This window comes from Natrialba sp. SSL1 (assembly GCF_001861355.1).
Classification (GTDB): Archaea; Halobacteriota; Halobacteria; order Halobacteriales; family Natrialbaceae; genus Natrialba.
Genome location: NZ_MASN01000035.1, coordinates 13,013 through 33,903 on the forward strand (window position 1 = coordinate 13,013; position 20,891 = coordinate 33,903).

Genomic DNA, 20,891 nt, shown 5'->3' on the forward strand with positions numbered 1-20,891 from the left:
CGATTCGTGAAAGTCAGACGAACAGTTTTCTCCGGGGAGTACGTCAGTGGAGCACATGCCGATCGACTACAGTAATCGCGAGAAGTCTTACGAACTGTATCGGAAGGGAAAGCGCGAGGGGACCTGGGATCCGGACGACTACGACCTGACGCAGGACCGCGAGGACTGGGAACAGTTCTCCGAAGCTGAGCAGCACCGCTTTCTCGCGACGTGTTCCGGCTTCTACGACGGCGAGGAGGACGTGACGCGGACGCTCGCGCCGTACATGATGGCACTCGACGCGCTCCCGAACGAGGAGTTACCCTTCGACACCGTTCAGGAGGAGATGTACCTCGCTCAGCAGGTCTACGAGGAGGCCAAACACACCGACCTCTTCAGCCGGTACTTCGAGGAGGTGTTCGGCACACAGAACACCGCGCCCTACCGCGAGGGCGGCTATCAGGAACAGGGGTACAGCACGGACAACCTCTACGACACCGCAGACGACCTCCTCGCGGCAGTCAACAGCGGTGACCGGACCGATCTCGTCTACAGCCTCGGTGAAGCCTACCTCAACTACATGGGCATCGTCGAAGCCCAGCTCGCCCGCGGCGGCTACCTCAGCTTCGATCAGATGATCGAGCTGAAGGCCGACCAGATGGGCAGAGACTCCGTACTCGAGTCGTTCCAGCAGGCGATCGGCAAGGTTCGACAGGACGAAACCCGCCACATCGAGAACGGCCGCTGGGTGATGAAACAGCTCGCCATCGCCGAACCCGAAATCGTCGTCGACGTCTACGAGCCGCGAATCGAAGAGTACGTCGAGAACCGGTTGCTAAGCGACCCACTCTACGACGACCAGCCGTTCGAGGGCTACGATCAGGAGCGGATCGGCCACCAGCTCGTCCAGTATCTCCAGGATACGATCGACTACATCGGTGCCGAACGCTTCGACCAGTATGGCGATGTTCGAGCGGTACTTAAGGCGGAAACTGCGGCCGACTGACGAGGGCCACTGTCGTCGTTTCGACGCCAGTTTTCGTGAAAAGGCGCTACTGCTGCTATTGCTGCCGGTGCTGCTACCGCTCCACAATCACCGGTCGTTCGACCGCGACAGATCCGCCGTCGCAGTTCCGGTCAGGAGCGTCTTCCCGTCCGGGGTCGCTGCCTCGAGCGTCACGTCGACGGTTTCGTCCTGCGACACCGACTCGACTTCACCCGTCGCGACGATGGTCTCGCCGGGAAAGACGCGCGACTGAAACCGCACGCCGAACGACGAAATCGTCTCGCGGCCGAACCAGTCCGTCACAACGCGGGAGGCGACGCCGGCCGTAAACATTCCCTGTCCGAAGACGCTCTCGTTGCCCGCCGCGGTCGCGTACGGCTCGTCGTAGTGAATCGGATTGAAATCGCCGCTCGCGCCCGCGTACTTGACGAAGTCGCGCCGCTCGAGGTCGGGGGCGACGACGGTCGGGCCGGACTGGCCGGACTCGAGTACGGCTGCAGATTGCGGACGGTCGACGGGTTGTGGCTCGGGTTCGGACTCGTGAGTGGTCGCTGCGTCACCAGCGGATGCGTCGTCGCCGCCACCATCATCGACCGCACCCTCCGTCTCGATCGCCGTCGCCCGGTCGGTGAGCACGAGCTCGCCCGACTGGTCACGGTAGGCCGTCTCGAGTACCGCGAAGGTCATCGTGCCGGCGCGGCCGCCGTCGCGCTGGTAAACCTCGGCGAGCGTCGTCTCGCCGGTCAGTACGTCGCCGACGAGCAGCGGCCGCTCGTACTCGTAGGCCTGCTCGCCGTGGAGGACGTACTCCGGTCGAAAGCCGAGGTCGAAGCCGTAGTGGCCCTCCTCGCGTTCGTCCACCTCAGCGTCAGCGCCGACCTGATAGCGCGGGAACCGTTTGACCCGCGGGAACGTCAGCGGTGCCGGAATCGCGTCGAAGCCGCGCTCTCGTGCGACACTCTCGTCTCTGAACACCGAGTTCGTGTCCGTGATCGCACGAGCGAACTCCTCGACCTTCCCCGCCTCGATGCGGAAGTTTTCGACGGTTTGCTTCGACTCGCCGACCATGGACTCGAGTTCGGCCAGCGGCTTAGTCGGCATTCGACGCACCTCGGTCGCGACGGATCGTTGCGGAGCGTGTAGCCATTGTCGTGAGATTCGAACAACGGCCCCATAAGCGTACGCCCACCGGCGGCTCTGCGCCGCGACCAAAAACGTTAACAGAACACACAGTGGTGTCGGTAGCATGTCACAGGGACCAGTTGCAGTGATCGGCGGCGGGATCATGGGTGCGGGAATCGCGCAGGTGCTCGCGCGGGCCGGCTACGAGGTTCGCATTCGCGAGCTTTCTGACGAGTTGGTAGACGACGCGCAGGATCGGCTCATCTCCGGGAACTACGGCCTCGACGACGCGGTCGAGGGTGGCTACCTCGACGAGGACGAGAAAGAGGACATCCTCGATCGGATCTCGTTCACGACGGACATGGAAGAGGCGGCCGCAGGCACGGAATTTGTCATTGAAGCCGTCACCGAAGACCTCGCGATCAAGGGCCAGGTGTTCCGCGAACTCGATTCGGTGACCGACGACCAGCCGCTGTACTCGAACACGAGCGGATTTTCGGTCACCGCGATCGCGAACGCCGTCTCGGATCCCTCGCGGGTCGCCGTCACACACTTTTTCAATCCGGTACCGATCATGTCGATGGTCGAAATCGTCGAGGCACCAGAGACCGATCAGGCCGTCGTCGACCGCGCCGAGGACCTCGTCGACGAACTCGGGAAGACACGAATCACGATCGACGACGATCCGGGCTCCTACGGCTTCGTTGCCAACCGCTGTCACGCGGCGATGCGCGAGGAGGCACAGAAAATCGTCGACGAGGGAATCGCCACGGAAGCGCAGGTCGACACAGCACTCGAGGAGGGCTACAATCTGCCGGCCGGGCCGTTCGCGTTGCGGGGGATCGGCGAGGAGTGGGAGTGAGCGCGTACGAATGCCGGAGTAGTTGGCCGTTCGGAACGTCTATAGTGCTCGCTGGAATACTGTGACGCACACACATGCACGAGGCTGTTATCGTCGACGCAGTACGGACGCCGTTCGGCAAGCGTGACGGCTCCTTTCGCGACACCCACCCGCAGGATCTCGCAGCGAAACCACTCGAGGCACTCGAGGAGCGAAACGAATTCGACCCCGGCGTCGTCGAGGACGTCATCTACGGCTGCGTGACGCCGATCGGCGAGCAGGGCGCGAACATCGGCCGTCTCGCACCGATGGTTGCCGGCTGGGGCGACGGCGTCCCTGGCGTCCAGCTGAACCGGATGTGCGGCTCGGGCCAGCAGGCCGTCAACTTCGCCGCGGCGAACGTCATGGCCGGCCAGCACGACGTGCTGGTCGCCGGCGGCGTCGAGCATATGACCCGAGAACCGATGGGCTCTGACGGCGACGGTGTGACCGACACCTACTTCGAGTACTTCGACGAGCTCACCCATCAGGGCGAGGGCGCAGAGCGCATCGCCGAGAACTACGGCTTCAGCCGCGAGGAACTCGACGAACTCGCCGTCGACTCCCAGCGCCGGTGGGGCGAGGCCTGGGATGCGGGCCACTACGACGATCAGGTCGTCCCCGTCGAAACTGCACTTGATGGCGAGGAAATCGTCGTCGAGCAGGACGAACACCCGCGCCCGGAGACCGACCTCGAGACGCTCGCCGGCCTGCCGCTCGCGTTCCGCGAGGAAGGCAACGGCGTCCACCACCCGGGCAACTCCTCCGGCATCGTCGACGGCTCGTCGGCGCTTCTCATCGCCAGCAGGGAAGCCGCCGAGGAGCACGGCTGGGAGCCGATGGCCCGCATCGTCCAGACCGAAGTCGTCGGCGTCGATCCGATCACGATGCTCACTGGTCCGATTCCCGCGACCGAAGGGGTACTCGAGAAGGCCGACATGGAACTCGAAGAGATCGACCTCTTCGAGGTGAACGAGGCGTTCGCCTCCGTGGTCGCGGCCTGGCTCGAGGAGACCGGCGTCTCCTGGGAGCAGGTCAACGTCAACGGCGGGGCGATCGCGCACGGCCACCCGCTCGGTGGGACGGGCGCGATGCTACTGACGAAGTTGGCGCACGAACTCGAGCGAACCGAGCAGGACACCGCGCTGTCGACGATGTGTATCGGATTCGGACAGGGTGTAGCGACGATTATTGAGCGGGTCTGAGCGGCCCTGTTTTTGCTGCGTTCCGATTCTCTTTCAGTCGTTCAGGTCGTCGATCCGCAGGTCCTCGTCGAACTGCAGCGTGTTCTCGATCTCGGTCTCGTCGACGTCCTCGAACGCCCAGCGGGCGATCGAGCGGCGGTGGACCTCGTCTGCGCCGTCGACGATACGGAACGCGCGGACGGCCTCGTAGAAGTGCGCGATCGGGATATCTTTCCCGATGCCGTTGCCGCCGCAACACTGCAGTGCAAGGTCGATGGTATCCTGCGTGACGTTCGCGGTGAACATCTTCGCCATCGCGACCTCGATGCGGGCGTCGCTGCGGTCGAGTTCGCGCGCGGCGTGGCGGACCATCGTCCGGGCGGCGTGCAACCGCGTTTCGGCGTCGGCGATTCGGTGGCGGAGCGCCTGCTTCTCCTCTAGGGTCGAGCCGAACGCCTCGCGCTCTGCAAGATATGCCTTCGCGATGTCGAGCGAGCGCTCGGCCATCCCGGAGTAGCGCATACAGTGGGTGAGTCGACCGCCGCCGAGGCGCATCTGGGCGATCCGGAAGCCGGCGTTCTCCTCGCCGATGGTGTTTTCGACAGGTACGCGAACGTTATCGAACTTCATCTCGGCGTGGCCGCCCGTCCGTTCGGTGATGCCGTGTCCGCCGAGGTGGGGGACGTTCCGGACGACTTCGACGCCGTCGGCGTCTCGCGGCACGAGAATAATCGAGGTTCCCTCGTAGGGGTGGGCGTCCAGATCCGTCCGCGCCATCAGGAGGTAGAAGTCGGCGTCGAGCCCGTCCGAGGTCCACCACTTGTGGGCGTTGATGACCCACTCGTCGCCGTCCTTGACGGCGGTGCTCTGGAGCATCTTCGGGTCAGAGCCACCGCCCTGTTTGGGTTCTGTCATCGCGAACGCGGAGGACATTTCACCCTGGACGAGCGGCCGGAGGTACTCCTCCTTTTGCTCCTCGGTGCCGACCATCTCGAGGGTGTGCATGTTGCCCTCCTGTGGCGCGTTCGCGCGAATCGCGTGCGCGCCGATGAGTGACCGCCCGACCTGCTCGAAGGAGGGCAGCATATCGCTGAAGTCCAGTCCCTGGCCGCCGTACTCCTCCGGCACCTGCGGAGCGAAGAGATCCCGCTCTTTCGCTTCCTCCCAGAGGTCCTCGATTTCGTGCATTGGAATCTGCTCGCCCGTCGCGAGCGCCTCCCGCTCGCGTGGGATGACGACTTCGTCCATGAAGGACTCTACCCGGCCCGCAACCGCCTTCGCCGTCTCGGAATCGTGGTATTCCATACGAACGCATTCTCACACACCACTGTAAAACTATACCCGAACACCGGAAACCAATGTAAAGCTCCTACCCGACGTGTCGGATCGGGATACGTTTTAATAGTGGTGTATGATATACAGGTGCATGGACATAGACGACATCAGTGACGCGGCCAGAGAGGGCAACGCCGCGCGGTTGCACGACGAGACGGCACGCCACCACGGCGACGCGGTCGCGATCGAGTACCACGGAATAGAGCACACACACGAAGAAATCCGCGCGGAGAGCGCCCGGTTCGCCGGCGGTCTCGCCGACCTGGGAATCGAGCCCGGTGACGCCATGTTGCTCTACCTGCCGAACTGTCCTGCCTACCTGATCGGCTCGCTCGGCGCGTTCAAGGCGGGTGTCGCCGTCTCACCGGTCAACCCGCAGTACCGCCGGCGCGAACTCGCCTACCAACTCGAGGACACCGATGCGACGGCGGTCCTGACCCACGCCGCGCTCCTCCCGCATCTCCGGGAGGGACTCGAGGACGCAGACACCGATCCGACCGTCATCAGCGTCGCGAGTACCGACGATGACGTCCACGCGTTCGAATCCGTTCGCGGCGAGGAGACGTTCGTCGAGCGGGCGGACGACGACGTCGCGCTGTTGCCGTACACGTCGGGAACGACGGGGAAGCCAAAGGGTGTCGAGACGACCCATCGAAACTTTCGGGCACAGATGTTCGCGACGCTTTCCCAGGAGAGCGCCCTCGAACCCGAGGAGGTTCGCAGTCTCGTCTGGCTCCCGCTGTATCACATCACCGGCTTTACGCACACTGCCTGGCAGCCGTTGATTCAGGGCGGGCGCGTCTTCCTCCGGAGCGCCGCGAACTGGGACGGCGAGACAGCGATGGGCCTCATCGAGGAGGAAGCCATCACCCACTTCGTCGGCGTCACCGCGATGTACGTCGACATCGTCAACAGCGACGAGTTCGGCGACTACGACCTGACCACACTCGAGATGGCCGGCGAGGGCGGCGCGAAGATGTCCGTCGCCGTCCAGAAGGAGTTCGAATCGGTCGCGGGCGTCGACATGCAGGAAGGGTACGGGCTCACTGAAACTCACGGCGCGACCCACACGCAGTCGAACTCGACGTTCGGCTTGCGCCACGGCACGATCGGCCAGCCGCTCCGGATGACTGACTGTAAGGTCGTCGACAGCAGCGACGAGGAAGTTCCACCGGGCGAGGAGGGCGAACTGCTCGTGCGCGGCCCGCAGGTCATGAAGGGCTACCACAACCGTCCGGAGGCGACCGAGGCCGCCTTCACCGACGACGGCTACTTCCGGACCGGCGACATCGCCCGGCGCGACGCGGAGAACTACTACGAGATCGTCGACCGGAAGAAACACGTCATCGTCACCGCGGGCTACAACGTCTATCCGAGCGAACTCGAGGAACTCCTCTCCGAACACGAGGCCGTGGCGGAGGGCGCCGTCGTCGGCATCCCGGACGAGCGCCGCAACGAGGTCCCGAAGGCGTTCGTCGTGCCGACGCCCGACGTAGAACCCGGCGTCGACGTCACCGAGGAGGAAATCACGCAGTTTTTCCTCGACAACGTCGCGGCCTACAAACACCCGCGCGAGGTCGAGTTCATCGACGAACTGCCGCGGACGACCTCGGGGAAGATACAGAAGTACAAGCTAGAGGAGCGGTCTGAGGAGCCCGAGAAACTGGAATAGCGTCACTACCGTTCCTGTCCCCGTCCCATCAGTAGGACACCTCTATTACTGATCCAGCACAGCGGACCCGTCCGCCGTCCGATAGTACCGCACGCCATCGCGCCAGTCGAACGCCACTTCGCCTCGCTCCGCGAGTGTCCCGAGCGCACCGAGCGTGTCGAGCAACTGCGCCGGATACTGCAGGTCGCCGTAGAGATGTTCCGTAATCTCGAGTGGCGTCGCCGGCCCGACGGTCGCGACAGCGTCACGTCTGGACTCGAGTAGCGAGTCGAGAGCAGCCCGCGTGTCCGCGAGCGCTCCCGCGGCGTCGGTGAAGACCGGCCCGTGGCCCGGACAGACCCGCTCGAACGGGCGTGCGGCAGTTTCGTCTTCGAGTCGTTCCAGTCCCGCATCGACCGCCTCGACCGCCTCGTACGCTCCGTCGTCGAGGCCAACGTGTAGCGCACCCGCCCGAAACGACTCGATGAGCGCGTCGCCGCTGAACAGCACCCGTTCGCTGCCAATGCTCGTTGCGAGACTCGCGTGGTGCACCTGATGACCTGGCGTGTGAATCGGCTCGAACTCGAGTGCACCCACCCGAAACGAGTCGTTGAACGAGAACCCGATCGCATCGTCAGGGTCGAGCAGCCGTCGGTTGCGCTCGAGCGAGTGCCGCGCGCGCTCGACCTCACGCTCGAGTGCCTCGTCCTCGTAGCCCGCAGAGCGTGTCGTCTCACGGACGCGCGCCGCGAGGTCGTCCTCGTCGCGTCGGACCTGCTCGAGCGCGGGTTCGGGCGCGTAGACAGTCACATTAGCCGCGCGCAGCGCCGGCACCTGTCCGATGTGGTCGCTGTGGGGGTGCGTGATAACGGCCGCGTCGATTGCTTCGAGGTCGACGCCGAGCCCGTCCAGTTGGGTCCGCATCGTTTCCGTTGCCTGCTCGCCGGGTGGTCCCGCATCGACGAGCACCCGTTCCTCTGTTGGCCCCTCGATAAGATACGCGGCGGCGTGATTCGGTGGCCACTCGACGCTGAACTCGAGTCGCTCGACGCGCTCGCCACGCTGGGATGGCGAGCGCTCGTCCGTCGTCTCCATCGTCGCAGACGACGGCGTCTCATTATTTAAATGTCGGTCTTACGGCGAGTGTGAACAGTCGTCATTAAAAACGACGGTTAGAATATACTTAGTCCGAATAGTCAATAATGTGTGGTGTAAGCATCTGTTCTATCCGTCGAAGAAGGTGTAGTCATGACGACGATGTGGACTAAATCGCCACGTGTAATCCAGAAACATTGGTTTCGATAACTCACGTTCGTGGCAGTAAGTCTCTATCCCAACGGTATCATCCTGCATCTCAATTTTCATCTCATTTCTGTATACTGGCTATTTCGAGCGATCACGAGGAAAATAATCCTTCTTTCGTTCCGGAATGCAATCGGAGAAATTACAACCACTGCCTTCCAGTGACAGCTATGGGCGAAGCAGACGCCGTCGACCGCGTGCAGGAGCCGTGTACGATCTCGTCGCTAACTGAAGATCTGCGCTATCTTGGCATAGAGCCGGGACAGACCCTCCTCGTTCACTCCTCGCTTTCGTCGCTAGGCTGGGTCGCAGGCGACGCCCAGGCGGTCGTCGAAGCGCTCCAGAAGGCCGTTACACCTGAGGGGACCCTCGTGATGCCGACGCACACCGCACAGTACTCCGATCCATCCGTCTGGTCGAACCCACCCGTTCCGTCGGACTGGGTCGAGACGATCCGGACAGAGCGACCCGCATTTCGGCCAGCCGCGACACCGACGCGAGGCATGGGTGCGATTCCGGAGTGTTTCCGAACCTACCCCGACGTCGTCCGGAGTTCACACCCGATCTATTCGGTCGCAGCGTGGGGCGCGGAGGCCGAGGAAATTGTCGCCGACCATCCGCTCGACCACGGGCTCGGCGAGGAGTCCCCACTCGCGTCCGTCTACGAGCAAGACGGTGACGTACTCATGCTCGGGACCGACTACAGCACCAATACGTCGCTGCATCTGGCCGAGTACCGCGCCGATCTCGATCTCGGAACGACGACGACGACCGTGCCGGTCCTCGAGGACGGCGACCGAGTCCTGCGAGAACTCGAGGAGTTCGAGACGTCGACCGACGACTTCCCGGAGGTCGGCGCCGCGTTCGAAGACCAGCACGATTATCGCGAAGGTACCGTTGGCGCTGCGACGGCGACCCTCCTCGAGCAGTCGGCGCTCGTCGACTTCGCGACGAAGTGGTTCGAAGCGAACCGGTGAGTCGTGTCCGTTGATTTCGATTCCGAACCGATCTCGATCTCGACCCGTTCTCGCCCCTGACTCTAATCCCAAGTACGATTACGTTCACCACTTCCCAGAGTGTTGATTGGTACTCGAGTACGCTGATTTCGGGGTGTCCTCGTAAGTGGAGTTCCAGTCATCTGCTGTGCTACGCTGGGTTCTGGTCCTGGGTCCAATCAGTGTCTGGCGGTGCATCGAGCCGCCCCTCGACGAACGCAGCGAAGTCGGCGGTGAACGCCTCGACCTCGTGCCAGTCCGTGTACTCGTAATCCTGGGACGTGTCGCTATCGCCGGTCGCTCCCTTCGCGATTCGTTTCATCACGAGCCGTTTGAGGAAGCCGTACTTCGAGTACCGAAGTGCGCCGCCGAAGAGTCCGATTCGGTCCGGCTGCCAGTCGGTCTGCTCGAGGAACTCGTCGACGTACTCCGCTGCGTCCGCCCGTGCTGACTCGTCGTCGACGGCTGACGCGAGCGAGAGTTGGAAGAACGCGGTCGGTCGCGATGCCAGCGACTCGCGTTCGGTCCGCACGAACTCACTCACCGTCGATTGGTGCGTTCCCATGTGGACCGATGCCCCAACGAGAACGGCGTCGAACGACTCGAGATCGTGGTCTCCTAGCCCAACCGCAGCGTCAACCGTAGTCGCACCGTGACCGCGGTTGCGAAGCACGTCTGCGATGCGGTCGGCAACAGTGGCCGTCTGACCCTCTCCAGTGCCGTAGTAAATGAGGAACGATAGCATGTGTGACGATCGATTCTCGTACGATGTCCACGCGGATAAAGGACCGACGTATCTGCCCTCCCTTGTTCAAGCAGACAACAGGGAGAGTCCCATCCAAAAATCGGCTGCTGAACGCTACGAAATATCTCTGGCGACTGGTACCGATTTTTACGCTGCTCGACCTTGTTCAGGTTGCGGACTGATGTTACAGAGTTTGTCTACCTTGCCGGTTCTGGGATGTTTATTCAGTCGTCGTCAGCGGTATACGCGCCACCACGACGTTTGATTCGAGCAACGACCATTCGATGGTCGCCTTTGTGAAAGGTGACCGCAAGACGGAACCCGCCGATACGCACCTTACGGCGTGGACTGTTCTGGAGTGGTTCGCCATAGTCCGGTGGGTCGCGCCACGGAGAATCGACGATTTTGTCGAGTTTATCGATGATTTGTTGCTGCTCGTCCGGATTGAGCCCATTGAGGTCGTCCTGTGCGTTCAATGCGAGTTCCCACGCCCACCCGTCGTCACTCATCCGTGTCGTCAGTACCGAATCGTTCGCGCGCTTCTTCGGCACTCATCGTCTGTTCTTCACGAACGTCCTCTTCAGCGTGGAGGAGTGCGACGAGCTCATCGCGGTCGAACGTGGGGTGTTCGACGGCATCGCGTAAGGTATACCGAATAAATTCGCTCCGGCTGTTGAATCCTCGTCCTTGCCACGTGTCTTCAATCTCGTTGAGAAACGACCGTGTGACTTTGAAGTTCACCGTGACGATCTCATCGTCGCCGTTGTTTGTGGCCGCTTCGGACATACGCCTGTATTACCTGCGTGTTACTGTAGGTGTTTCGGCGTCCGAACGCTGAAGCTATTCACGAGGAGAAACAGTAGCCGATACATGAAATTGGTGTCGTTTGCTACCGATTCTCACGTTGCTCTACTTTGTTCAACTCGATCAAGAGCCGGAAGATCGCCTTCACGAGATTCGCATCCACATCGAACTGCTCTGCGTTTCGACCCGCCCGGTCCATCACCTGCTCTTCCTGTTTCTCGTCAGTCGTCGGCAAATCTTTCTCGTCTTTGACCGCCGCAATTGTATCCGCGACGTAGGTGCGCTGGGCGATCAACTCGACAATCTCTCGATCAATCGTCTGAATTTCTTCCCGGAGTTCTTCGAGATCCATCTCCTCCGGTGTCCGTTTCTCCGTCTCAGATCCGCTGTCTGTGGCTGTGTTTCGAGTCATGCTATCTCGTCTTTCAGTCGGTAACTCTCGTCACTACTCCCTCTCGCCAGTTCATCTCTCCTCACCGCTCTGGGTCGTGTCTTGCACACGTGTTCCATCCGTCCGCAACTGCAAAATCCGTGTCGTCCCGTCACGCTCGTTCCACCGTTCGCGGACAGCTTCGAGTGACTCGCGCTCGCCAATCGCGACGTAACTCGGCCCCGTCCCCGACAGCGACACACCCTCCACATCCGGGAGTGCCTCGACCATCGGCCCCGTCGGGAACTCGAGTACCCCGCAGAACGCAAATCCGTTGACGGTCATCGCCTCGCCGTACCGACCGTCTCGTGCGAGCTCTTCAACCAGGTGTGCCATCGGTGCGATGCGCTTGCAGGCGCCGATGTCGGCGTCGGCGCTGAAGGCCTGTTCTGGTGGGGTGTAGACGAGTGCTTGCTGGTCCGTGTCGAACGTGTCGCGGGCGAGTAGTTCGTCGCTCGTGTTGTCGGTGATCGTCACGCCGCCGAGCATGCTGGCGCTGGCGTCGTCGAACGCGCCGGTGGCGGTGACGCCGGCTTCGCGGGCGGCGCGGACGCCGAGTCGGCAGGCGTCGATTCGGTCGACGGCGTCGCGGACGCCAAGCGCGTCCAGCGTCGCGAGCACCGTCGCATTGGCGGCGGCGCTCGAACTCTTCAGGCCAGCAGCTAGTGGAACCTCACTTTCGGTTCGGACGCGACCACCGAGAGTGTCCGGATCGAGTCCGGCGTCGGCAGCGAACTCCGAAATTACGAGTTCGACACAGCGTTCGATGAGGTCGGTGTCGGCGTCAGGGTGGCCATCGACTTCGCCAGTGGCGGAACCACTCTCATCGAGTTCGACCGTTGCAGTCGTCTCGAGATCGATCGCGAACGCCGAACCGGTTCCCGTCGCAAGCGCGTTGAGAACGGTTCCGGCTGCGGGTGCGACGGCGCGACCATCCATACGAACACACTCACAGAGAGTGTATTTACGGCTGGCGGTTCTGACAACTCTTCTCGGAGCAGTCAAACGGCGTCCAACGAACGGCCGAACACGTTCCGCGCAGAGTCGACATCGGTGAGAAGAGACAGGGCTTAGTGGACACTCTCGAACTGGTGCGTCGATGGCTGTCGGCCAGCGATCGACCGTCCAGTCGCCCGCCAGCAGATTCGTCCCGATTCTCCTGGCGAACCTGCTTCCAGTTGTCGGCATCGTCTGGTTCGACTGGCGCGCCAGCGAGGTAGTGGTGATCTACCTTTCTACAGCGAGAGAGTCCCGCAGTTCATGGCGTTGACGAGACGCAAAGCGTCTCGTTCACACATCAGAACGCGAAGCGTTCTGAGAATGGGCGTGAATCGCGTAAGCTCCGGTGAGAAATTACCGGGTTACTGCTGGTCTTGAGTCTCCAACGCTTCCAGACTTGCTTCTAACACCTCTGCATAGGCCTCCGAGAGATTCAGGTCGTTCGCTTCTGCGTAGTCTTTAATTCGTCCGTGGATCGCCCAGTCAATGTCGATGTTCGGCCTCATCATTGGACTTATTAGACATTGGGACCCATTATACTTTAGATGAAGCGTACCAACACATTCACCGTGCGACCGCTCTCTGATAATGGAGAGCAACTGCTACGGGACCTGTTGGACGCTTCCGCCGCTCTCTGGAACGAAGTCAACTATCAGCGCCTCATGCGGTACAACGACGAAGATGGCTTCGAGGACGAGGACGTGTGGGACGCTGATACCGGCCGACTCGAGGGTAAGTACAAAGGTATCGTCGGCGCGTCGACCGCCCAACAGGTGATTCGGAAGAACTCAGAAGCGTGGCGCGGGTTTTTCGAGCTCAAAGAAGCGTATCACGTCCCTGAAAACCAGTCAGTGACAGAACACCCGGAGCCGACGGGGTTCTGGGGAAACCAGGACGACGGGCGCAAACTCCACACCGTCATTCGCAACACGTCGTACACCGTCGAATGGGGCGACCGCTCCCGATTGGAGGTACTTGTTGGGAGCGAGTTGAAAGAGCGATACAACCACACTGGACGACTCCGGCTCGAGATCGCTGGCGAACCGAACTGGCCCGACTACGAGAAGCAGGGCCGGTTAGACCTGTGGTACGACGAGACAGACAGCACCTTCCGAGCTTCGCAGCCTGTGACTGTTTCTTCAGACGAGCAGGCAACTCCACTGGCCGATGAAACGGCCGCTCTGGATATCGGTGCCAACAATCTCGTCGCCTGTACCACGACGTCCGGAGAGCAATACCTCTACGAAGGCCGAGAGTTGTTCCAGCGGTTCCGTGAGACGACACGCGAGATCGGCCGGTTACAGTCGAAACTTGAGGATGGTCGGTACAGTAGCGAGCGCATCCGGCGACTGTACCGGAGACGGACTCGTCGACGCGACCACGCACAAGAGGCACTGTGTCGTGACCTGCTGGAACGACTGTACGCCGAAGGCGTTGATACCGTGTACATCGGTGGCCTGACTGACATCCTCGAGACCCACTGGTTAGTCGAGACGAACGCCAAGACTCACAACTTCTGGGCGTTCAAGCAATTCACCGAACGGCTGGCGTGTACCGCTGAGGAGTACGGTATCTCGGTCGAGGTCCGGTCGGAAGTGTGGACCAGTCAGGAGTGCCCACAGTGCAGTTCGACAGACCGAACAACACGGCATCAGGACACACTGATCTGCCCGTGTGGATTCGAGGGGCACGCCGACCTCACAGCCTCAGAAACGTTCCTGAAGCGGCACGCGAACAACGCAGTCAGGCCGATGGCACGGCCCGTGCGGTTCCAGTGGGACGACCACGAATGGTCGGAGTCACCACGCTCTCACCGTCCCAACGAACAGCGCACAGACCCGAGTACCGCTGGCAACGGCGGGAATATTGCTTCCGGCGAGTCTTAGACCGACTGAGGCTCCCATGGAGGAAACCGTACCGTTCACGGCGCGGAGGATGTCATTGGCTCGAGGTCGTCGTCATGCTGCTGGTATACGGCGTCGCAGCACTGTTTGCTCGTCAATGAATAATCCTGGAACACCGGCGTCTCTTCCTCCCTGGCGTCAGTGAGGGAACGGAACTGTGTGAGTCGAAGTGGAGCGACGATCCTGCCACGATTCAGTTGCGTGATCGACTCCCGCCAATCTATCTACGAAATGTAAGGATTGTCGCTCTATCGCTTATCTGGGGGCTTAGCTTTCTTCTCCTGCCAGTTGTCGTATTTGGATTGCATACCACCGTGATGTCGAAGGTATCGCCCTCACTACTCGCCGTTACTGTCGCGATCATCGGCTCACATCTTCTCGAACTTCGCCGCAACTACTTCGGAACAAACCAGTACGAGGAACTGTCTTCACACATGGTACTCGAGATCTCCTGTCGAATCATCATCTTCGCGATTGGCTTTTTCTCGCTGCTCACCCTGGTCGGGTGGATTCTCTTTTTCCTGACACTGAATCTCCTGCGTGAATTCACCGGTGTTGTGCCGGCGACGGACACGACCGACCTGTACGTTGTGTTGCTCGTCGTGTTCGGAAAACTCGTCGTCGAGTGGTCGCAGTTTCAGGCAGCACTCACAGACGATCCGAGCGGCTTCTCGAGTTGGTTCGTGCCGTTCGACCCGCGAGAGTTGTGATGGTGTCCGACGTCGCATCGGTATCGATCCCGCTCCGGTGGTTGCAATACACGAGAGACGACACGACAGAATAAGAGGAGAGACAACACACCGAAAGGCGACCGCCGAGAACGCACTGCTTTTCCCACCGCCGACCGAACGGCCGACTAATGAGCGCGCGCAGCAACGTCGCCCCGAGTACGATCACCGTCGACCTCGTCGATGGTGGCATCGTCGTCCAGTATCTCGACGGTCGGGAGGTCTTCTACCACGGGCCGCCGGAACCCGTCGCGGAGTCGATCAAGACGCCGCCGGGCAAGGACGTCCACGTCCTCGTCACTGACCCCGACGGCGTCGAGGGTGTCATGACCTACGTCAACGACCGGGACACGCACGACGACATCCTCGAGGGAACTGGCGTCGGCCGCGTCATGCTCAGCGACGACGACGAGGAAGTGCTGTTCCCGGGCGTGACGGTCACGACCGAGGCCTACTCGATCCGTGTCGATGCGGACCTCTCGCTCGTCGACGGGCGAGTGTTCGTCTTCGCCGAAGACGAGATGAGCGAGCACGCCTACGAACTCGTCGCCGACTCGGAGACCGACAGCTAAGATGCCACTCCAGAAACCCTGGCGGCCGCTCGACCGCGACGCCGTCGCCAGCGCACCGAATCGTCCCGGCGTCTACGAACTCGGCGACGAGTCAGGAACCGTGCTGTCGATCGACCACGGCGTCCTTCGCGACGAACTCAAGACTGTACTCGCCTACGGCGACGGCGAACGCGTCCGCTGGACCGAAACGCACACGCTGGACCGGGCTGGGGAGCTTGCCGACGAGCATCGGGACCGACTCGAGTAGGCTGTTCGTTGTTCGTTGTCCGTTGTCGTTGTAGCTGTGGTCTCTCGTTGTCCTCACTGGATGTAGGACGGATCCGCTCCGTCACACCGTTTTTCGTGCTCTGCGGCGTCTCCCTTCTCGTCGAAGAGCAGGCCGCAGGTCTCACATTCGTACCAGGTGGCGTCGTCCCGTTCGGTCTGGACCACCATATCGGAGTTCCAACAGCGACGCCCAAATGCGTTTCTCCGGCAGGCTTGGTTGCGGGCCACTCTGTGCCGGGGGTGCAGTTCGATCCGCCGCGACGTGACCCGACTTGACTCGTCTCCACTCACCCGCAGTCGCGTTTGGCTCCGGAAGTGGGCAATTCTCAAGACCTCCCAGCGAAAAGAACCGGGTATGAGTGGGTCGGATTCCGACGGCATCACGCTGTCGGTACGAGCAGCCGAGAAGCGCGACGCTGGCCGCGGCGTCGCCCGCATCCCCGAGATGGCCCGCCGACAGTTGGGCGTCCTGAGCGGCGATACGATCGTCATCGAGGGCGAGAACGGCAAGACGACCGTCGCGAAGATGTGGCCCGCCGACCCGTCGATACCCGAACGCGCGATCCAGATCGACGGCGACACCCGCGCCAACGCGGGCGTCCACGTCGGCGATACGGTCACCGTCCGCACGACAGACAAGTCCGCGATTCGCGACGCCGAACGCGTGACGCTGACTGCGCCGCCGGGACTCACCACCAGTCAGCGCCAGGTCGCCGAGCACGAAGCCGCCAAGACCCTGCGAAATCGCCCGGTTCGCACCGGCGAACAGATCCGCGTCGAAGGCGTCGATCAGGAGCCGTTCACCGTCGTCGACACGACACCGGGCGGCGACGTTCGGATCACGAGTTCCACGACAGTCCGCATCGCTGGCCAGTCCGGTACTGCCAGCACGAGTCAAGCCAGCACTTCGTCCGGGACGAGTGCAAGCGACACCGAATCGGCAGCCGACTCGAGTACGACGGCACCAGAAGGGACAGACGGACCCGTCGAGACCAGCGCCGACTCGAGTACCCCTTCCGGCGTCACCTACGAGGACATCGGTGGGCTCGACGAGGAACTCGAGTTGGTCCGCGAGATGATCGAGTTGCCGCTTTCAGAGCCGGAGTTGTTCCAGCGTCTCGGCGTCGAGCCGCCTTCCGGTGTGCTCCTCTACGGCCCGCCCGGCACCGGGAAGACGCTGATCGCTCGTGCGGTCGCGAACGAGGTGGATGCACACTTCGTGACGATTTCCGGGCCGGAGATCATGTCGAAGTACAAGGGCGAGTCGGAGGAGCAACTTCGCCAGACCTTCGAAGCAGCGAAGGAGGACGCCCCGACGATCATCTTCTTCGACGAAATCGACTCTATCGCGGGGACGCGAGACGACGATGGCGACGCTGAAAACCGGATCGTCGGCCAGTTGCTGACGCTGATGGACGGGCTCGACGCTCGCGGCGAGGTGATCGTCATCGGCGCGACGAACCGCGTCGACAGCATCGACCCTGCACTCCGGCGTGGCGGTCGCTTCGACCGCGAAATTCAGATCGGCGTTCCCGACGAGACGGGCCGGAAGGAGATTCTCGAGGTTCACACCCGTGGAATGCCGCTCGCGGAGGACGTCAGCGTGGACGCGCTTGCGCGGCGAACGCACGGCTTCGTCGGGGCGGACCTCGACGCCGTCGCGAGCGAAGCTGCGATGGCCGCGATTCGGAGTCGGCCGGCCGACGAAGACGAACTCGCGACGTGGAACCAGAACCCCACGGTGAAGAAGCGCCACTTCGACGAGGCGCTGGCATCAGTCGAGCCCTCGGCGATGCGCGAGTACGTCGCCGAGTCGCCCGATACGGACTTCGGGAACGTTGGCGGCCTCGAGACCGCAAAGCAGACGCTTCGGGAATCCGTCGAGTGGCCGCTGACCTACGACAAACTCTTCGAGGAGACCAACACCGAGCCGCCATCGGGTGTTCTGCTGCACGGCCCGCCCGGCACCGGGAAGACGCTGCTCGCCCGCGCGCTGGCCGGCGAGACGGATGTTAACTTCGTCCGAGTCGACGGCCCCGAAATCGTCGACCGCTACGTCGGCGAGAGCGAGAAAGCTATCCGGAAGGTGTTCGAGCGCGCCCGCCAGGCCGCCCCCTCGATCGTCTTCTTCGACGAAATCGACGCCATCACCGCCGCCCGCGGCGAGGGACACGAGGTAACCGAACGGGTCGTGAGCCAGTTGCTCACCGAACTCGACGGCATGCGCGAGAATCCGAACCTCGTCGTGCTCGCGGCGACTAACCGCAAGGACCAGATCGACCCTGCTCTGTTGCGGCCGGGCCGGCTCGACACCCACGTCTACGTCGGCGAACCCGACCGCGCGGCCCGCGAGAAGATCCTCGAGGTCCACAGCCGCGGCAAGCCGCTGGGCGACGATGTGGATCTCGAGGAACTTGCAGGTGAACTCGAGGGCTACACCGGCGCGGATCTGGAGGCGCTCGTCAGAGACGCCTCGATGAAGGCGATCCGCGAGGTGGCAGACGAGTACAGTCCCGAGGAAGCGAACGAGCGGGCAGAGCAGGTCGTCGTCGAGCGTCGGCATCTCGAGGCGGCCCGCGAGGACGTGGACGTCTAGTACTGCTGGCGAGTCGCCGTCCCCCTCTATTTTTATGCTGGGACTTCCGACGGGTCCCGGTCCCAGTGGCGGTGCTGGGCGACCGCGTCGACGAACTCCTCGACGAACTCGTCTAAGTCGTCGTTGCGACAGGTGACGACGCCGGTGTCCGAGACGAGGTCGCCATCGTCGGCGATGTCGGTGCCCGGCAGGTCGACCGCCTCGAACAGCTCTGTCCCCTCGCCGACTGCACCGATTGGCTTGTAGTGTTTGAACGCCTCGGCGACGAAGTGCTTCGGATCACCCTGCTGGCTCATTGCGTCGACGCTCTGGCTGCCGCCGGGAACGAGGACCGCATCGAACGAGACCGAGGCCGCCGCGACGTGGTGTTTGTCAGCCTCGACCGTCTCACCGTTAGTCCCTGACTTCTCGCCGAGGAGTTTCGAGACGATCTTCACGCGAGCGCCCTCGTCTTCCAGCGCAGATCGAAGCTCCGAGACGTGGTCGTCGTCGAAGCCGTCGTCGATCAGCATTGCGATCTTGCGGGTCTCGATCGTGTCCGGGGTCCGGTTTTCCATGCTCAGCGACGGGTCCTCTCTGTCGTGGTCCGGCATCTCGTCGCCGGGTGATTCGGGCGGCTCGACGCCGATCCCTTCGGCGACCCGCTTCGCGAACTCGTGGTCGACGTTGTTGAACAGGTCGTAGACCATCCGCTCGCGAATCTCCATGCGATCGACCTTGCCGAGCTCGAAGTGGGCAGCGTCGACGATGTTCTGCTTTTCGGGCTCGGACATGCTGTTCCAGAACAGCCGCGCCTGCGTGAAGTGGTCCTCGAAGCTGTCGCTGCGATTGCGAATCTTCTTCCCGGAAATTTTCTCGGCGTAGTGTTCGTAGCCGCCTTCTTCCTCGGGAACCTCCTGTGGGTCGTCGTCGCCGATCGAGTTCGGCTTGTAGGAGGCCTTCCCCTCGTTGATTTCCTGGCGCATGAAGCCGGCGCGCTGGTTGTTGTGCCGTTCTGCGACGGGTCGGTTGATCGGGATCTCGTCCCAGTTAGCACTCCCGAAGCGATTGAGCTGGGTGTCCTGGTAGGAGAACAGCCGACCCTGCAGGAGCGGGTCGTTCGAGAAGTCGATGCCGGGGACGACGTTGCCGGGGTGGAACGCGACCTGTTCGGTTTCGGCGAAGAAGTTGTCCGGCGTTTCGTTCAGAACCATCTTGCCGATCGGCCGGACCGGAACCTCGGTCTCGGGGACGATCTTGGTCGGATCGAGAACGTCGAAGTCGAACTCCTCGGCCTGTTCCTCGTCGAAGAGCTGGACACCGAGTTCCCACTCGGGGTCGTACCCTTCTTCGATGACGTCGTAGAGCCCCTTCCGGTTGAAGTCCGAACTCTTCCCCCAGAGCTTCGTCGTCTCGTCCCAGACGAGCTGGTTCGTGCCGAGTTTCGGCGTCCAGTGGAACTTGACGAACACCGACTCGCCGTCGTCGTTGACCAGCCGGAAGGTGTGAACGCCAAAGCCCTGCATCATGCGGTACGCACGGGGGAGTGCGCGCCCAGAGAGGACCCACATGATCATGTGCGTGATCTCCGGTTTGAGAGAGGCGAAGTCCCAGAATGTGTCGTGGGCTGCCGAGGCCTGCGGAATCGCATCGTCGGGCTCGGGTTTGATCGCGTGAACCAGGTCTGGGAACTCCATCGCATCCTGGATGAAGAACGGTGGCATGTTGTTCCCGACGAGGTCCCAGTTGCCCTCTTCCGTGTAGAACTTCGTCGCGAAGCCGCGGACGTCCCGGACGGTGTCAGACGATCCACGCGAACCGACGACGGTCGAAAACCGAACGAAGACCGGCGTTTTCTGATTCGAATTGGTCAGCACCTTCGCCTTCGTCACCTCCTCTATGTCGTCGTACTCGTCGCCGAGGTCCGGGTCCTCGTAGGGCTGAAAGTAGCCGTGCGCACCCGTCCCGCGGGCGTGGACCACGCGCTCCGGGATCGACTCGTGGTCGAACTGGGTCATCTTCTCCCGGAAGTGGAAGTCCTCCATGATCGTCGGCCCGCGCTCGCCGGCCTTCAGGGAGTTATCTGTATCGCTGATCTTGACACCGTGGTCGCTCGTCAACTCCTCTCCCTCGGGATTCTCACGGACCTCATCGAGCTGGTCGTGTTTGCTGGTCTCGTCGATCTCACCGTCCTGGCTGTCGCTGGTGCCGGTCGTACTCGAGTCCGAGCCGCCGTCGGCGACCGGGCTTCGGTCTTCGTCGACCGGTTCTTCGTGTTCGTCTGACTGGGTGTGTTCGCGCTCGGTTCCACTGTCCGGCTGATCGTCGTGTGGTGTGTCGGGCATGGATTCTCGCTCTCGGTCTCGGAGCCCAGTCTCGCCTGGTTCCGATCACCGGGTGTCCGTCAGGTTGC

General features: G+C 62.3%; 21 protein-coding genes. 11 read left to right on the plus strand and 10 right to left on the minus strand.

The annotated features are described in order from the left end of the window. Positions 1–55: 55 nt before the first annotated feature. A complete protein-coding gene (locus BBD46_RS11090; protein WP_071401776.1) occupies positions 56–985 on the plus strand; it encodes a ribonucleotide reductase in 930 nt (309 codons plus the stop codon). Positions 986–1,072: 87 nt separating this feature from the next. Here the strand turns inward: BBD46_RS11090 and BBD46_RS11095 are convergent, their stop codons facing one another. After that, positions 1,073–2,086 (minus strand): FAS1-like dehydratase domain-containing protein, encoded by a 1,014-nt coding sequence (locus tag BBD46_RS11095; RefSeq protein WP_071401777.1) that lies wholly within the window; start codon positions 2,084–2,086, stop codon positions 1,073–1,075. 145 nt (positions 2,087–2,231) lie between these two features. Here BBD46_RS11095 and BBD46_RS11100 point away from each other — a divergent pair, with 145 nt between their 5' ends. Next, positions 2,232–2,969 (plus strand): 3-hydroxyacyl-CoA dehydrogenase family protein, encoded by a 738-nt coding sequence (locus BBD46_RS11100; protein WP_071401778.1) that lies wholly within the window; start codon positions 2,232–2,234, stop codon positions 2,967–2,969. A 74-nt stretch (positions 2,970–3,043) separates the two neighbouring features. Next, on the plus strand, positions 3,044–4,192 hold the full coding sequence (locus BBD46_RS11105) for a thiolase family protein (RefSeq protein WP_071401779.1): 1,149 nt from the start codon (positions 3,044–3,046) through the stop codon (positions 4,190–4,192). Between the two features lie 33 nt (positions 4,193–4,225). Here BBD46_RS11105 and BBD46_RS11110 read toward each other — a convergent pair whose 3' ends face one another. Then, a complete protein-coding gene (locus BBD46_RS11110; RefSeq protein WP_071401780.1) occupies positions 4,226–5,476 on the minus strand; it encodes an acyl-CoA dehydrogenase family protein in 1,251 nt (416 codons plus the stop codon). Positions 5,477–5,597: 121 nt separating this feature from the next. Between BBD46_RS11110 and BBD46_RS11115 the strand changes: the two genes are divergently transcribed. After that, positions 5,598–7,178 (plus strand): class I adenylate-forming enzyme family protein, encoded by a 1,581-nt coding sequence (locus BBD46_RS11115; protein WP_071401781.1) that lies wholly within the window; start codon positions 5,598–5,600, stop codon positions 7,176–7,178. 45 nt (positions 7,179–7,223) lie between these two features. Here the strand turns inward: BBD46_RS11115 and BBD46_RS11120 are convergent, their stop codons facing one another. Further along, entirely contained in the window at positions 7,224–8,252 is a 1,029-nt protein-coding gene (locus tag BBD46_RS11120) for an MBL fold metallo-hydrolase (RefSeq protein WP_071401782.1), read from the minus strand. Between the two features lie 377 nt (positions 8,253–8,629). On the opposite strand from BBD46_RS11120, the gene BBD46_RS11125 reads away from it, so the two are divergent. Then, complete coding sequence (locus BBD46_RS11125) at positions 8,630–9,436, plus strand: aminoglycoside N(3)-acetyltransferase (protein ID WP_071401783.1); 807 nt, start codon at positions 8,630–8,632, stop codon at positions 9,434–9,436. A gap of 169 nt (positions 9,437–9,605) precedes the next feature. Here BBD46_RS11125 and BBD46_RS11130 read toward each other — a convergent pair whose 3' ends face one another. From BBD46_RS11130 to BBD46_RS11150, 5 genes are all read right to left on the minus strand, one after another. Continuing rightward, on the minus strand, positions 9,606–10,199 hold the full coding sequence (locus tag BBD46_RS11130) for a flavodoxin domain-containing protein (RefSeq protein WP_071401784.1): 594 nt from the start codon (positions 10,197–10,199) through the stop codon (positions 9,606–9,608). Positions 10,200–10,423: 224 nt separating this feature from the next. After that, entirely contained in the window at positions 10,424–10,708 is a 285-nt protein-coding gene (locus tag BBD46_RS11135; RefSeq protein WP_071401785.1) for a type II toxin-antitoxin system RelE family toxin, read from the minus strand. Next, positions 10,701–10,985 carry a ribbon-helix-helix domain-containing protein gene (locus tag BBD46_RS11140; protein WP_071401786.1) on the minus strand — a complete coding sequence of 95 codons (285 nt, stop codon included), beginning with the start codon at positions 10,983–10,985 and terminating at the stop codon, positions 10,701–10,703. The genes BBD46_RS11135 and BBD46_RS11140 overlap by 8 nt, the downstream gene beginning before the upstream one ends. A gap of 103 nt (positions 10,986–11,088) precedes the next feature. Beyond that, entirely contained in the window at positions 11,089–11,415 is a 327-nt protein-coding gene (locus tag BBD46_RS11145) for a chorismate mutase (protein ID WP_071401787.1), read from the minus strand. 51 nt (positions 11,416–11,466) lie between these two features. Continuing rightward, on the minus strand, positions 11,467–12,372 hold the full coding sequence (locus BBD46_RS11150; RefSeq protein ID WP_071401788.1) for a shikimate kinase: 906 nt from the start codon (positions 12,370–12,372) through the stop codon (positions 11,467–11,469). 160 nt (positions 12,373–12,532) lie between these two features. Between BBD46_RS11150 and BBD46_RS23170 the strand changes: the two genes are divergently transcribed. The 5 genes from BBD46_RS23170 to BBD46_RS11170 all read left to right on the plus strand — a co-directional run bounded on the left by BBD46_RS23170 (position 12,533) and on the right by BBD46_RS11170 (position 15,883). Then, positions 12,533–12,703, plus strand: a complete 171-nt coding sequence (locus tag BBD46_RS23170; protein WP_253184554.1) for a DUF6498-containing protein — start codon at positions 12,533–12,535, stop codon at positions 12,701–12,703. A 274-nt stretch (positions 12,704–12,977) separates the two neighbouring features. Further along, positions 12,978–14,318 (plus strand): IS200/IS605 family transposase, encoded by a 1,341-nt coding sequence (locus tag BBD46_RS11155; protein ID WP_071401789.1) that lies wholly within the window; start codon positions 12,978–12,980, stop codon positions 14,316–14,318. Positions 14,319–14,653: 335 nt separating this feature from the next. Next, the gene (locus tag BBD46_RS11160) at positions 14,654–15,046 is read left to right on the plus strand and encodes a hypothetical protein (RefSeq protein ID WP_071401790.1); all 393 of its coding nucleotides are present in this window, start codon (positions 14,654–14,656) and stop codon (positions 15,044–15,046) included. 149 nt (positions 15,047–15,195) lie between these two features. Continuing rightward, positions 15,196–15,636 (plus strand): DUF5796 family protein, encoded by a 441-nt coding sequence (locus BBD46_RS11165; RefSeq protein ID WP_006654781.1) that lies wholly within the window; start codon positions 15,196–15,198, stop codon positions 15,634–15,636. A 1-nt stretch (position 15,637) separates the two neighbouring features. After that, a complete protein-coding gene (locus BBD46_RS11170; RefSeq protein WP_071401791.1) occupies positions 15,638–15,883 on the plus strand; it encodes a DUF7508 domain-containing protein in 246 nt (81 codons plus the stop codon). 53 nt (positions 15,884–15,936) lie between these two features. Here BBD46_RS11170 and BBD46_RS23350 read toward each other — a convergent pair whose 3' ends face one another. Continuing rightward, on the minus strand, positions 15,937–16,071 hold the full coding sequence (locus BBD46_RS23350) for a DUF7128 family protein (protein ID WP_256374977.1): 135 nt from the start codon (positions 16,069–16,071) through the stop codon (positions 15,937–15,939). Positions 16,072–16,258: 187 nt separating this feature from the next. Here BBD46_RS23350 and BBD46_RS11175 point away from each other — a divergent pair, with 187 nt between their 5' ends. Continuing rightward, on the plus strand, positions 16,259–18,499 hold the full coding sequence (locus tag BBD46_RS11175) for an AAA family ATPase (protein WP_071401792.1): 2,241 nt from the start codon (positions 16,259–16,261) through the stop codon (positions 18,497–18,499). A gap of 32 nt (positions 18,500–18,531) precedes the next feature. Here BBD46_RS11175 and BBD46_RS11180 read toward each other — a convergent pair whose 3' ends face one another. Then, on the minus strand, positions 18,532–20,823 hold the full coding sequence (locus BBD46_RS11180; protein WP_071401793.1) for a catalase: 2,292 nt from the start codon (positions 20,821–20,823) through the stop codon (positions 18,532–18,534). Between the last annotated feature and the right edge of the window lie 68 nt (positions 20,824–20,891).